The organism is Flavobacterium sp. SM15 (assembly GCF_022012335.1).
Classification (GTDB): Bacteria; Bacteroidota; Bacteroidia; order Flavobacteriales; family Flavobacteriaceae; genus Flavobacterium.
In genome coordinates, this window is the sequence record NZ_JAKLTO010000001.1 from 25441 (window position 1) to 40177 (window position 14737).

The 14737-nt window shown below is 40.2% G+C and carries 11 protein-coding genes and 1 riboswitch; of the genes, 1 reads left to right on the forward strand and 10 read right to left on the reverse strand.

What is annotated here, in order from left to right; genetic code table 11:
- Positions 1–22: 22 nt before the first annotated feature.
- Together LZZ90_RS00155 and LZZ90_RS00160 are read right to left on the reverse strand one after the other, a co-directional pair.
- Positions 23–1108 (reverse strand): bifunctional 3-deoxy-7-phosphoheptulonate synthase/chorismate mutase type II, encoded by a 1086-nt coding sequence (locus LZZ90_RS00155; RefSeq protein ID WP_237788660.1) that lies wholly within the window; start codon positions 1106–1108, stop codon positions 23–25.
- 238 nt (positions 1109–1346) lie between these two features.
- Positions 1347–2270, reverse strand: coding sequence for a M28 family peptidase (locus LZZ90_RS00160; protein ID WP_237788661.1), 924 nt, complete (start codon positions 2268–2270; stop codon positions 1347–1349).
- Between the two features lie 112 nt (positions 2271–2382).
- On the opposite strand from LZZ90_RS00160, the gene gldA reads away from it, so the two are divergent.
- Positions 2383–3285 (forward strand): gliding motility-associated ABC transporter ATP-binding subunit GldA, encoded by a 903-nt coding sequence (gene gldA, locus LZZ90_RS00165; protein WP_237788662.1) that lies wholly within the window; start codon positions 2383–2385, stop codon positions 3283–3285.
- 2 nt (positions 3286–3287) lie between these two features.
- On the opposite strand, the gene LZZ90_RS00170 is transcribed toward gldA, so the two are convergent.
- The 8 genes from LZZ90_RS00170 to thrA all read right to left on the reverse strand — a co-directional run bounded on the left by LZZ90_RS00170 (position 3288) and on the right by thrA (position 14733).
- Positions 3288–4028 (reverse strand): head GIN domain-containing protein, encoded by a 741-nt coding sequence (locus LZZ90_RS00170; RefSeq protein ID WP_237788663.1) that lies wholly within the window; start codon positions 4026–4028, stop codon positions 3288–3290.
- Complete coding sequence (locus LZZ90_RS00175) at positions 4025–5137, reverse strand: acyloxyacyl hydrolase (RefSeq protein ID WP_370640582.1); 1113 nt, start codon at positions 5135–5137, stop codon at positions 4025–4027. The genes LZZ90_RS00170 and LZZ90_RS00175 overlap by 4 nt, the downstream gene beginning before the upstream one ends.
- Before the next feature lie 124 nt (positions 5138–5261).
- Positions 5262–5693 (reverse strand): tol-pal system YbgF family protein, encoded by a 432-nt coding sequence (locus tag LZZ90_RS00180; RefSeq protein ID WP_237788664.1) that lies wholly within the window; start codon positions 5691–5693, stop codon positions 5262–5264.
- 194 nt (positions 5694–5887) lie between these two features.
- Positions 5888–6844, reverse strand: coding sequence for a methylenetetrahydrofolate reductase [NAD(P)H] (gene metF / locus LZZ90_RS00185; protein ID WP_237788665.1), 957 nt, complete (start codon positions 6842–6844; stop codon positions 5888–5890).
- A gap of 49 nt (positions 6845–6893) precedes the next feature.
- Positions 6894–9572 (reverse strand): methionine synthase, encoded by a 2679-nt coding sequence (gene metH, locus LZZ90_RS00190; RefSeq protein WP_237788666.1) that lies wholly within the window; start codon positions 9570–9572, stop codon positions 6894–6896.
- Positions 9572–10558: a homocysteine S-methyltransferase family protein gene (locus tag LZZ90_RS00195; protein WP_237788667.1), complete on the reverse strand. Its 987-nt coding sequence runs from the start codon at positions 10556–10558 to the stop codon at positions 9572–9574. Before LZZ90_RS00195 ends, metH begins: the two co-directional genes overlap by 1 nt.
- 236 nt (positions 10559–10794) lie before the next feature.
- Positions 10795–10895: riboswitch (SAM riboswitch) on the reverse strand.
- A gap of 121 nt (positions 10896–11016) precedes the next feature.
- Positions 11017–12192 (reverse strand): PLP-dependent aspartate aminotransferase family protein, encoded by a 1176-nt coding sequence (locus tag LZZ90_RS00200; protein ID WP_237788668.1) that lies wholly within the window; start codon positions 12190–12192, stop codon positions 11017–11019.
- Positions 12193–12315: 123 nt separating this feature from the next.
- The gene (gene thrA / locus LZZ90_RS00205; protein WP_237788669.1) at positions 12316–14733 is read right to left on the reverse strand and encodes a bifunctional aspartate kinase/homoserine dehydrogenase I; all 2418 of its coding nucleotides are present in this window, start codon (positions 14731–14733) and stop codon (positions 12316–12318) included.
- Positions 14734–14737: the final 4 nt, after the last annotated feature.

A 14737-nucleotide genomic window follows, 5' to 3' on the forward strand; every position in this document is an offset into this window, starting at 1 on the left:
GATAGGATTTCTGAATTTAGCATTATTTGTCCCGAATCACTTTTTCCTGATGGCTGATACTTTCCTGATGGATCGCCTTGAAAAGTTTTAAGATAAACTCTTCGCTCAAGCCTTTTTGTTCCCCTTCGTCGATCATCTTTCCAAGAATTTCATGCCAGCGCTTACTCTGAAGCACCGCCACATTGCGTTCTTTTTTCAGCAAACCGATGCTGTCAGCAATTTTCATCCTTTTGGCTAAAATATGAATAAGCTTGCTGTCCAATTCGTCAATTTGCGCGCGCATACCCGACAACTTCTGGTTGTAATCGTCGGCATCATCGGTTTCTTTTCTAATTTTTAAATCGATAAAAATCTGCTTTAACGCATCAGGTGTGACTTGTTGAGCTGCATCGCTCCATGCCTTATCCGGATTGCAATGCGTTTCTATCATTAAACCGTCGTAATTAAGATCCAAAGCTTGCTGAGACACTTCTAAAATCATGTCGCGCTTTCCGGTAATGTGTGACGGATCACAGATTAAAGGCAAATCTGGAAATTTACTCTGCAATTCTATCGCAATCTGCCATTCCGGTATGTTTCGGTATTTCGATTTTTCGTACGTAGAAAACCCTCGGTGAATCACTCCAAGTTTCTTAATTCCGGCATTGTACAAACGCTCCAATCCGCCTAACCACAAAGACAAGTCTGGATTTACTGGGTTTTTAAGCAATACGATTTTATCCGTATTCTGTAAAGCATCAGCAATTTCCTGAACCGCGAAAGGGTTTACCGTGGTTCGGGCGCCAATCCAAAGTACATCCACATCGTTTGCAATTGCCAACTTTACGTGTTGGGCATTAGCCACCTCAACTCCAATGAGCAAGCCAGTTTCTTCTTTTACACGTTGCAACCACTTCAGACCGATTTCCCCAACGCCTTCAAATCCTCCGGGGCGGGTTCTCGGTTTCCAGATTCCGGCGCGAAAGATCGATACATCAGAATTTTTAAGCTGATGCGCAATTTCCAAAACCTGCTCTTCGGTTTCGGCACTGCACGGCCCTGCAATTACAAGCGGATGGGTCAACTCGAAAGCCTCCAACCAGTTACGCATTGATTTACTGTTTTCCATAGTTCTGCAAAATTAGTTTTTTGCCGTTTAATTTTGAACAAAAAAAATCCCGATAAATTATCGGGATTGTATATTCGTTTTTAATGACTTTCATCTTTAATTAACACATAGCAATCCCTGTTCGCTTTTCCAAGCAAACCAAAGAGTAGTGTTCCATGTATTTTGAGAAATAGATTTCATCGGTACAAATGTAAAAAATTAAGTTGCAGCTAAAACGCTTTTGAGCAATAATTTTCACTTAAAGCTTTTTTACTCTGCTCGGCGTATCAATACCTTTGATGATACTTTCAGAACTTATTGCAATAGCTTTGATGATTTCCGTCATGTTCTTCAAATCCAGAGTAGTCACTTCATCGCTTAACTGATGGTAATTTTGTTCCGAATCCATTTTTGAGGTGGAAATGGTGTGTGCAGGAACCCCCAAAGCCGCCAAGGTTGCGTTATCAGAACGATAAAACAGCTTTTGACTCGGATAAGGATCGGGCTGAAACATAAAAGTAGAGTTCTTTAAATTGTTTTGCAACAGCACACCAAAATCGGATTTTTCATATCCTGTTATGTAAGCAGAATTCTTCCCCCATTTGCTTTCAGTTCCTATCATTTCAATGTTAAACATTGCCACAACCTGATCCGGATTGATGCTTCTGGAGAAAAACCCAGAACCAAAACCACCCACTTCCTCTCCGGTAAAGGCAACAAAAATTAGCGTTCGTTCGTTTTGTCCCAAAGTTTTAAAATACTTTGCCAAGGCTATTACCGCAGTAGTACCGGAAGCATCATCGTTGGCACCGTTGTATATTTTATCTTCTCCGAAATCTTTCATTCCCAAATGATCGTAATGTGCGGAGAAAATCACGTATTCATTCGGCTTGGTCTTTCCGGGCAAAATCCCAATTACATTGTTGGCGCGTCTTCCTTTTACTCCAAACTCCTGACGGAAATTTTTTAAATCCTGATAAAACGCAAGCCCTGTTTTCTGAAATTCTTTTTCTATAAATGCCGATGCGGAATCAATTCCGGGAGTGAAAATTTCCCTTCCCTGCATTTTATCGGATGCCAATACGGTTTCAATGCGTTCCACATCCACAGCATCTATCAATCTGTTTTCCTGACTGAAAGCCAATGGTCCCAAAAACAAAAACAGCAAACCGATTCTTTTCATACTTGATATTTTTTCGCAAATTAAGATTTTTCTGTTAATGTAAAACTATATCCTTTCAGCCTAAAATTAATTAATTGATTTATTTTTTTACTTTTGCTGTAAATCACGAATTATGTCTATTGAAGTTCAGAATATTTCCAAAAATTACGGCGAGCAAAAAGCGCTGGATAAGGTTTCATTCTCTGTAAAAAAAGGAGAAATTGTTGGGTTTCTTGGTCCAAACGGTGCCGGAAAATCTACTTTAATGAAAATCCTGACCACTTACCTTACTTCGGATGAGGGCTCTGCTTCGGTAAACGGACACGATGTTTCTGCTTCACCTCTACTGGTTCAGAAATCAGTTGGGTATTTGCCCGAGCACAACCCTTTGTATCTGGATTTATATGTTCGTGAATATTTGGCCTTCAACGCAGAGGTGTACAAAACACCTAAAACAAGAATAGACGAAGTAATTGCCTTAACGGGTTTAACCCCTGAAAGTCACAAAAAAATTGGCGAACTTTCCAAAGGATACCGTCAGCGTGTTGGACTCGCAACGGCATTATTACACAATCCGGAAGTATTGATTTTAGATGAGCCCACAACCGGTTTGGATCCGAATCAATTGGTAGAAATACGTGAGCTGATCAAAAACATTGGAAAAGACAAAACCGTTTTCCTTTCCACACACATTATGCAGGAAGTAGAAGCGATTTGTGACCGCGTGATCATTATCAATCAAGGGAAAATTGTTACCGATAAAAACCTTGAAAAACTGGTAACCGAAGTTGAAGAACAGATCATCGAAGTAGAATTTGATAAAGAAATTGCAGAAACGCTTTTGGCAAGCATTCCAAGGATCAGTTCGTATAAAAACCTTCAAAACAATATTTGGGAACTTACCTTCACCACCAATGAAGACATGCGACCTGCCTTGTTTGATTTTGCACAGGCCAACAATTACAGAACGCTTCAGCTTACTTTAAAGAACAAAAACTTAGAGCAGATTTTCAGGGAAAAAACCAAAAAACAATAAATTTATTGGTAAATCAAGTGACCGGTATAATGCTGAATCACATTCACTACTGCAGGATAATTTAAAAGAATTACATTTCCGTTGCTATAGATATCGCCTTCAATTTTATTGTTGGGTTTGAGAATAATATCGTTTGAACTGCGCTGAAAAATCTTCGCGTTTTCCACTTCCAATTCTTGTCCTTCAAAACGAGCTTCGCCCGAATAAAACGAAACATATAAATTTGTTGTCATTCCTTTTATTCTAAAAACTGAAGCATTATTATTTTCAATAACTAAATTTTGAGAATTTACATCCAACACAAACAATCCCGAAGCGGTTTTCCCAAACAAACCTTGCTGAAGCGTTAAACCAGGAAAATTTAAAATACCATCCGATACTACATCGTATTGAGACTCCGAATAAATTTTGGTGATATCAGGTGCCGTTACAGTAATTCTCGCAGGCGTGGTGGTTCCTAAACTGCATTTCATATTGTTTTTAAGCAACAAAACACCATCGGTTACCTCAGTGGTTACTTCCCCAATAATGTTTTCTCCGGTTTCAACCTTCACTTCCTGAACCGAACCTTGTTTAAGCACCAGATTGACTCCTTCCCCAACATTAATCTGATTGAAAAAAGAAAGTTCATCAATACGGGAAATGGTCGTACCCGGTTCACGGTAGCAATCCGGAACCAAATCCGAAGTACAGGAAATCAGCATCAAACCAGCTGCACAATAAAAAAATAGTTTTCTTATCATAATCGAATTCCTAAACCAAATTCTAAGGCTTCGGCACTGGCCATATGGGTTTTTAAACTTAATCCTGCCGAAACGTTTTTCGTAATATAATATTTTGCACCCAAACGCTGATAAACCGCTCCGAACTTTTTAGCCGGGTCATAAACATAGCATCCAATTTGTGTATCTACCGCTAATTTATTGATAAATAATTCATGACCAACTAAAACACCTATTCTGCGGTAATCTATAGACTCGCTGTACTTCATCTCGGGATAGGCAACATGTTGAAAATGGATGTATTCCTTCATGTACTTCATCCAGAAAACATCGGCTCCAAACTGAAACGCACTTTTCTGATTGATTCTTTTATCCGCATAAATTGAAGCTACATAAAACGGATACTGCCCACTGTTTATGATATCACTTTCGTTTATCCCGCTGCGAAACACAAAATTATAGCGAATCGGCTCCGTAAATTTTTCTTTTTCATGAAACTGATAGTGGGGCATTTTTTCGGCATTTAGCGTATAATTTACCCCAAAATTAAATGTAACAGTATTGGTACTGGTATTTGGAGAACGAAGATTCGCATTGGAATGATGCACGAAATTCACTCCGGTTTGAACTCCGAAACCTTTCCAAATGTTTGGTTTGTGGTAGTTTAGCATGAAGTAAGTACTGGGCATGTACCGGGCACCATAAGCCAAATTTCTGTAATTGGTTTCCCGATCGTATGGATTGGTATTGTAGGCAATTCCCTGACCTACACGCAACTGCAGCCTCCTTTTAAGGAAATAAAAATTAAAATGCGCATACAAACTGTACAAATCCCCTAATACTTCATTTTTATTGTTCTGGCATTGGAATGATAAGCCATAATCCGGATAATTGTACCAGGACTCCCATTTTTTTAGGCCAAAGGTTTTTCGGTTAAAACTCAAAATCATTCCTTCGGGATGCCCTTTAATCAGATGCAGGATATTGTTATTGTGAGGTAAAATACTTCCGTAGAAATAATTAGCATCAATTGTATAGGATTTAGCTTCCTTGTTTTGAGCAAGCAATCCAAAAGATACTAAAATAAAAAGACAGGTTAGAAAACGCATCGGGTTTTGAAAATCAAGCAAATATAGAAGAATATTTTATTTGAAATCCGATTTGTAAACTACTTTCGAAATCAATGTGTACAACCAATAAAAAAATCCGACTTCAAACAAGAAATCAGGTCTACTCTTTTCAGTCAGGACTTCACTAATCCAGATCGGCGTACTTTTTTCTTTCTGAAAAATTTGTTTTCAAAAGATAGGTTCTACGCAATTCGTTATAATCACTTTCAAGCAACACTACGGCATTGCTCAAAAATTCTTTTTTCAGAACTTTATTCTGTTCAATATCGGTTAAGGTTGCTCCATAGTTTCGAACAGCTACTTTTAGAAATTTAACAGCCTGTCGTTCATTACCTTGCTTAAGAAAACAATCTGCTATTTCGAAACAAAGGCTTTGAGCCACTTCCGAATCATCTTCTTTGGTTTTTAAAGCTTTCAAGAAATACCTTACCGCCTCCTGATAATTCGCCTCTTTTTTAAATTTCAAGGCAGCATCGTAATTCGCATTAAAGTCGTTAGCAAAAATTTGCAATGAGGAGAAAATCAACAAAAAAGTCGTTAGTAGTATCTTTTTCATAATAGCAGTGTTTGGGGTTAACAACTAATAATCTCCTATAAATATACTAATATTATTTACACATCAAACATAATTAAGTTAAATTATCACTTAAATCATAAAGCAATATTTGAATTGTTAAAAATATAAAAACCCGAAAGCAGGGCCTCGGGTTTTAATTGTGGTTTAGGTTAAGCAAAATGGTGGTTTATATTTTAAAATACTGCCGAAGCAATCTGTCGTATGTTTTCTGATTTCCCCATCGAATAATAATGCAATACCGGAATTCCCGCTCTTTGCAATTCTTTACTCTGTTCAATACACCATTCAATACCGATTTGCGAAACCACTTCATTGTCTTTAGCTTTAACAACTTCCATGATTAAGTCGTCCGGTAAATCTACTTTGAAACGATGTGGAATTAGATTCAGCTGTTTTTTGGTAGAAATCGGTTTCAGCCCAGGAATGATAGGCACTGTAATACCCGATGCACGGCATTTATCCACAAACTCAAAGAATTTTTTATTGTCGAAAAACATTTGCGTGATGATATAATCTGCTCCGTTATTGATTTTCTGTTTTAAGAAATGAATATCGCTGTCCAAACTTGGCGCTTCCATGTGTTTTTCCGGATAGCCCGCCACACCAATACAGAAATTGGTTTTGTTGGTGTTCTGCAAATCGGCATCCAAATAAATTCCGTTGTTCAGATTATTGATTTGCGTAACAAGTTCCGAAGCGTAGGAATGACCTTCCTTTTCAGGCTTGAAATAAATTTCACTTTTTACCGCGTCGCCTCGTAAGGCCACTACGTTATCAATCCCAAGGAAATCCATATCAATTAAAAAATTCTCGGTATCTTCTTTGGTAAAACCGCCACACAGAATATGCGGAATGGCATCCACCTGATATTTATTCTGAATCGCCGAACAGATTCCCACCGTTCCCGGACGTTTCTTTACAACTTTTTTCTCGAGCAAACCGCTTGGCAATTCTTTGAATTCATACTCCTCACGATGATAGGTCACATCAATAAACGGCGGTTTGAATTCCATTAACGGTTCGATGTTGTCAAAAATGCATTTAATGTTCTGTCCTTTTAACGGCGGAAGAATCTCAAAAGAGAATAATGATTTTCCGTTGGCTTTTTCTATATGTTGCGTTACTTTCATTTTTAATTATGAATTATAAATTATGAGTGATGAATTAATCCTGAAAGCGCTAATCTGCTATATTCGGATTTAACCATTTCTCGGCATATTCATAGGTACAATTTCTTCTTTGGGCGTAATCGCGTACCTGATCTCCTTTTATTTTTCCGAGGCCGAAATACTTGCTGTCCGGATGTCCGAAATAATAACCTGATACTGAAGAAGCGGGCCACATCGCCATACTTTCAGTAAGTTTTACGCCGATTTTTTCCTCTACATTCAGAAGATTCCAGATGGTTGGTTTTTCCAAATGATCAGGACAGGCCGGATAACCGGGCGCAGGACGTATTCCTTTATATTCTTCTTTGATTAATTCTTCATTGGACAAATGTTCTTCCGAAGCATAACCCCAAATTTCCTTACGGATTTTCTCGTGCAGGTATTCCGCAAACGCTTCCGCAAAACGATCGCCCAAGGCTTTTACCATGATGGAGCTGTAATCATCGTTAGCTTCTTCAAAGGCTTTTGCTTTTTCATCCACTCCGAAACCAGTCGTTACACAGAAAGCACCCATATAATCCTGTTTTTGACTTTCCTTCGGCGCAATGAAATCGGCTAGAGCAATATTTGGAGCTCCAACCGTTTTTTGCGATTGCTGACGAAGCGTTAAGAAGGTTTCCAATACGTTTCCGTTTTCACCGTACAATTCGATATCGTCGTCCTTTACCTGATTCGCCGGAAAAATTCCGTAGATCCCTTTGGCCTCCAACCAGTTTTCCTTCAATAATTGCTTTAACATTCTTTGTGCATCGTCGAACAAAATAGTCGCTTGTTCCCCTACCACATTATCCGTTAAAATGGCAGGATATTTTCCGAAAAGTTGCCATGATTGAAAAAATGGTGTCCAGTCAATATATGGCACTAACTCTTCCAACTTCACTTCAATGGTTTTTACTCCGATAAAATTTGGCGTTTTGGCTTCGAAGTTTTCCCAATCCAATTGCAGTTTATTGGCTCTTGCTTTTTCAATCGTATGGTAACTCTTATCGCGCTGACGGTTTAAAAACGTTTCACGAAACGCTTCGTATTCTGCTCTTATCGTACTCGCGTAAATTTTTCGGTCTTTATTCAGCAGGTTTCCTGCTACGGTTACCGCTCGTGAAGCATCATTCACGTGAACTACAGTCGACTGATATTCTGGTGCAATTTTAACGGCTGTGTGTGCTCGCGAAGTCGTGGCCCCACCAATCATGATTGGAATTTTAATGTCACGTTTGTCCATTTCTTTGGCCAAATACACCATTTCATCCAACGACGGCGTAATCAATCCACTTAAACCAATAATATCTACGTTTTCGGCAATAGCGGTTTCGATAATTTTCTCCGGCGGCACCATTACTCCTAAGTCAATAATTTCGAAATTGTTACAAGCCAATACTACCGATACAATATTTTTACCGATGTCGTGTACATCGCCTTTTACGGTTGCCATCAATACTTTTCCTGCTGAAGATGTAGCGCCGTCCTTTTCGGCTTCGATATAGGGAAGAAGATACGCTACGGCTTTTTTCATCACACGCGCTGATTTTACTACCTGTGGCAGGAACATTTTTCCGCTTCCGAACAAATCCCCTACCACGTTCATACCGGCCATCAGATTGATTTCGATGACTTCGATGGGTCTTGCAGCGGATTGTCTTGCTTCTTCAACATCAATTTCAATAAATTCGTCAATTCCTTTTACCAAAGCATGAGTGATTCTGTCCTGTAGCGAACCGCTTCGCCATTCCTGAACGGCTTTTTCATGGGCCTTAACATCACCTTTAAAGCTTTCTGCTAAATCCAGCAACCTTTCAGTGGCATCATCTCTTCTATCTAGTAAAACGTCTTCTACATATTCTAATAAGGTAGGATCAATTTCATCGTACACTTCCAACATTTCCGGGTTCACGATTCCCATAGTCATCCCGTGTTTTATGGCATGATATAAGAACGCCGAGTGCATTGCTTCACGCACTTTGTCATTCCCACGGAACGAAAACGACACATTACTTACCCCGCCCGAAATATTCGCATACGGCAAGTTTTCACGAATCCATTTGGTAGCTAAGAAAAAGTCCAGCGCATTGCGGCGGTGTTCTTCCATACCGGTTGCTACCGGGAAAATATTCGGATCAAAGATGATGTCTTCCGCAGGGAAGTTGATTTCGTTGACTAAGATATCGTACGAACGTTTACAGATTTCGATGCGACGCTCGTAAGTATCCGCCTGACCGACCTCATCAAAGGCCATCACAATAACTGCGGCTCCATAGCGTTTTACCAATTTTGCATGATGTAAAAAGGCTTCTTTCCCTTCTTTTAAACTGATGGAATTCACCACACATTTCCCCTGCGCTACTTTCAATCCCGCTTCGATGATTTCCCACTTGGAACTGTCGACCATTACGGGAACTCGGGAAATATCAGGCTCGGAAGCAATCAGGTTTAGGAATTTAGTCATCGCATACACGCCGTCCAGCATTCCTTCATCCATGTTGATGTCGATAATCTGCGCACCACCCTCTACTTGGGCACGGGCAATATCGAGCGCTTCCTCGTATTTTTCCTCCTTAATTAAACGCAGGAATTTTCGCGAACCGGTTACGTTGGTACGTTCCCCTACATTCACGAAATTGGTCTCGGGCGTAACGATTAGCGGTTCTAATCCCGAAAGTTTTAAATATTTATTACAGACTCCTTCACTCATTATACTTCCTCCAGAATTCTTGGTTTGTAATTGGCGGCTACTTCAGCAATTAATTTGATGTGTTCCGGTGTCGTTCCGCAGCAACCGCCTATGATGTTGATTAAATTATCGTCTAAATAGTCCTTAATTAACCCCTGCATTTCTTTCGCAGTCTGGTCGTATTGTCCGAATGCGTTTGGTAATCCTGCATTTGGGTGGGCTGAAATGTTGAATGATGTATTATGCGCTAACCTTTTCAAATAGGGTTTCAACTGATCGGCTCCTAAAGCACAATTGAACCCGACACTTAATAACGGAATATGCGAAATCGAAATTAAAAACGCTTCCACGGTTTGCCCGGATAAGGTTCTGCCCGAAGCATCCGTAATCGTTCCCGAAACCATAATCGGAATGTCAATGTTGCGTTCTTCCTTTACTTCTTCGATGGCAAAAAGGGCTGCTTTGGCGTTTAGCGTGTCGAAAATCGTTTCTACCAATAAAATATTGCTTCCGCCGTCGATTAAGGCTTCTACCTGTTCTTTATAGGCAATACGCAACTCATCGAAAGTGACCGCACGGAATCCCGGGTCGTTTACGTCGGGACTCATGCTGGCCGTTCGGTTGGTTGGGCCGATGGAACCTGCTACAAAGCGAGGCTTATCGGTAAATTCGTCGGCGACTTCACGGGCGATTTTAGCAGATTGATAGTTTAACTCGTAGACCAGATCTTCCATGTGGTAATCGGCCATTCCGATGGTGGTTCCTGAAAAGGTATTGGTTTCCACGATATCGGCTCCGGCTTCGAAATAAGCGCGATGTACTGATTTAACGGCTTCCGGTTGGGTTAAGGTCAACAAATCGTTGTTCCCTTTTAACGGATGCGCGAAATCTTTGAAACGCTCGCCCCGAAAATCTTCCTCTTCGAATTTGTAGCGCTGCAGCATCGTTCCCATCGCTCCGTCGAGGATGAGGATTCTTTCTTTTATCGCTTCGTGTATTTTTGACATTTCTTTTGAGTTCACAGTTTACGGTTAACAGTATTAAAACAGTAACCAAAAATTCAATTCGTTTTTTTACTAGCCCCGATAGCAGCGACATCTTTTTTGGTGGCTGAGGCTCTCGAAGTCACCAAAAAGATATAGCGGATAGCGGGAACAGGGACAGCAAAAAAGCCCAAGCCGTTCGCTCCCAATCCTAAAAAAATATGTTATCATGAAAATCAGAGAGATACCGAAAAAGTATCTTGTTATCTGCCCGCATGTGCGGTAGAATGTAGCACCTTCTACAAGAGTAGGGTTGCTAAGGCTTCATCGGGTCTAGTCCCTCTGCCTTTCGTGATAACGTCAGCTTGTGTAAGAACGGTGCAAAGCTAACAATTAATTTTTAATTCGGAAATATTTTCTAATTATTGATTTTAAAATCAATAATTTTAGATTTATATTCTTTTATTTTAGAAAAAATTAGTTTATAATTCTAACGCTTGCTGCAAATCCCTAATAACATCCTGAACGGTTTCCAAACCTACCGAAACACGTACCAAACCATCGGTTATACTTACCGCTAGACGTTCTTCTTCCGATAATTTGCTGTGCGTGGTGGATGCCGGATGCGTTACAATCGTTCTAGTGTCACCTAAATTTGCCGACAAAGAGCACAATTGAATTTTATCCAGAAACTTTCTTCCTGCTGCTATTCCACCCTGAATTTCAAACGCAACAATATTACCCCCCAAACGCATTTGCTTTTTGGCAATTTCATACTGCGGATGCGATTTCAAAAACGGGTATTTTACTTGCTTCACCTTCGGATGACTTTCCAGAAACTCGGCTATCTTTACAGCATTCTCGCAGTGTTTTTCTACACGGATCGGCAAGGTTTCCAAACTTTTGGACAAAACCCAGGCATTGAATGGCGACAAAGCAGGACCGGTATTTCGTGAAAACAAATAAATCTCACGAATCAAATCAGCTCTTCCAACCGTGATTCCGCCTAAAACACGTCCTTGACCGTCAATTAATTTGGTTGCGGAATGCACCACTAAATCCGCACCATACTTGATAGGGTTTTGCAGAAATGGTGTAGCGAAACAGTTGTCGATGATTAAAATCAGGTTGTGTTTTTTGGCTATTTGCCCTAACAATTCCAAGTCGATGATATCTACCGCTGGGTTGGTGGGTGATTCAGCAAAAAGGATTTTCGTATTCGGTTGAATGTAGCTTTCAATGGTTTCCGGCTTGTTGATGTCGAAATAACTGGTTGTGATGTTCCACTTGGGAAAATATTTGGTGAACAACGTATGGGTTGAACCAAAAACACTCCCTACGGAAACGATGTGATCACCTGCTTCCAATAATGCCGCAAATGTGGAATAGACTGCTGCCATTCCGGTTGCGAAAGCATACCCATCTTCCGCACCTTCCATTCTGCAGATTTTCTCCACAAATTCGCTGGTGTTCGGATTCGAAAAGCGACTGTAAATATTGCGCTCTTTTTCTTCTGTGAACGACGCTCGCATGTCTTCCGCATCTTCGAAAACGAAACTAGAGGTTAAATACAAAGGCACGGAATGTTCCAAAAACTGGGTGCGCTCGGTTTGGGTTCGGATGGCTTGGGTTTCAAAGCCGAATTCGGAATTGCTCATTTTAAATTGTTTTGTTTATTTTTTAACCATATAAGTCATATAAGTTTCAAACTTTGCCTTTTAGAATTTCAAAAAACTTAAATGACTTATATGGTTAATGTTCTATGTTCTATGCTCTTTTTACTATTTACTTTTCTCAGCTAGACGTAAAATATCCCCGAATACGCCACGAGCCGTTACTGCCGCTCCTGCTCCAGCACCTTGGATCACGATTGGATTTTCGCCATACGATTCGGTATAGATTTCGAAAATGGAGTCGGAACCTTTTAGTTGCCCCAATGAACTTTCCTGCGGAACAGACACCAGACTCACTTCGAGATTCGCACCGTTTTCCACAGATAAATCACCAGACAAATCGCCTACGTAGCGCAATACTTGGCTTTCGGATTGGTTGGCTTTTGTGTTCTGGTAAATTGGGTTTAATTCTTCTAATCGATTTAAAAATTCCTCAACGCTTCCTTCGCGTAAATTCTCCGGGATAAGATTCTGGATTTTGATTTCCGAGAATTCGTTGCTTAAATCCAACTCACGGGCCAGAATCAATAATTTTCGCCCTACATCGTTCCCATTCAAATCTTCGCGTGGATCGGGTTCGGTGAAGCCTTTTTCGATAGCTTCTTTTAAAACATCGCTGAAGGTTTTATCGGTGACGGAAAACGTATTGAACAAATAACTCAACGTTCCTGAAAACACACCACGGATTCGGGTAATGTTTTCTCCGGAATGGTGCAGCAATCGAATCGTATCAATTAACGGTAAACCGGCACCAACATTGGTTTCGTACAAATAATTTTTCTGATAATAATTCAGATTTTCACGTAAGTTTTTGTAGAAACTGTATTCTTTGGTATTGGCGATTTTATTGGCAGAAACCAGATCGAAACCGTTCTTGATCAATTCCACATAATTGGAAACAAAATCCTTGCTGGCCGTAGTATCGATGGCGATCAAATTCCCTAAATGATGATCATTAACTGCTGATAAAATAGATTCGATGGACGATTTTTGAGAGGAAGTTTGCAGTTCCGACTCCCATTTATCAGAAACCCCTTTTCCATTGAAGATAAACTGTCTGGAATTGGCAATCGCGACAATGTTCAGTTCAATCCCTTTTCTCTGGATGATGTTTTCACGGCTCTCCAACAACTGATTAATCAAGGTTTTACCAACCGTTCCGTGACCGAAAACCACCAAATTGATTTTCTTAGTAATCCCGAAAATTTCACTGTGAATTACGTTCAGGGCTTTTTTAAGTTGCACGCGTTCCACCACTAAACTCACGTTCTTTCCGGTCACGGTGTTGTTGAACAAAATCGGAACAATCTGGTTGCGAATTAAAGCATCATACGGTTTATTGAACGTGGCCAATTCCTGTCCGATGATGGAAATTACCGAAACGTTTTCCGTTAAATACACACTGCTTACATCATTCGTATAAAAGTCCAATTCGAATTCGGCTTCAATGGAGGCTTTTGCCTTTTGAGCGTCCGCAGCATTTACAATAAAACCGATACCTCGTTCCGAAGAACCTTGGGAAATTATACTTACACTAATGTTGTTCTGCGCCAAAACACGGAAGATCCTGGCATCGATTCCCGGTTTTCCTAACAACCCGCGGCCTTCTAAATTTACCAAGGTTACATTTTCCAAAACGGAAAGCGACTTGATGCCTTTCCGGGAATTTTCAGAATTGATTAAGGTTCCGTTATGGGTATGGTTGAAGGTATTTAAAATTCGAAGCGGAATTTTCTTTTCAATAAGCGGAATGATGGTTTTTGCATGAAGAATAGTAGCACCGAAAGTGGCTATTTCGTTAGCTTCCTCAAAGGAAAGCTGGTCTATTTTTTTGGCATCCGGTACTAAATCCGGGTTGGCTGTGAAGATACCGTCTACGTGGGTGAAGCTTTGCAATTCTTCAGCATCTAAATAATTAGCAAGAAGTGAAGCGGTGAAGTTACTGCCGTTGCGTCCTAAAGTAGTGGTTTCGCCATCGGTACTCGAAGCTATGAAGCCAGTTACAATATTTACGGTTGTTCCATTGTTGGCCGCAAAATGGTTTTGAACGTTCTTTCGGGAAATCACATCGACCGGTTGGGCGTTCCCGAATTTGGCATCGGTTTTTATTAATTGTCTTGTGTCTGAAAAATTAGCATTGATTCCCTTTTCTTTCAGGGCTTGAGTTACGACCTTTCCGGAAATTACTTCGCCTTGGGCTAACACATTGTCTTTTATTTTTTTACTGTAATCACCTAAAAGAGCCACGCCTTCGAAGAGTTTTTCCAGTAGTTCGAACTCGGTTTTCAAATCTGCGGAAGAATTACTTCTCTGATACTTTTTAAAGTTTTCCAGCTGAACCTGATAAACCTCGTTTCGCTTGGCTTTCTCTAGGATTTCTTCCAAATCGTCCGTTGCATTTCCAATAGCGGAAACCACAACGGCAAACTTTTCCTGACGATGAACCTTGTCTAAAATAATACTGATGGCTTTATCGAACCCGCCATCATAGGCTAAGGATTTCCCTCCGAATTTTAAAATTTTCATAGTT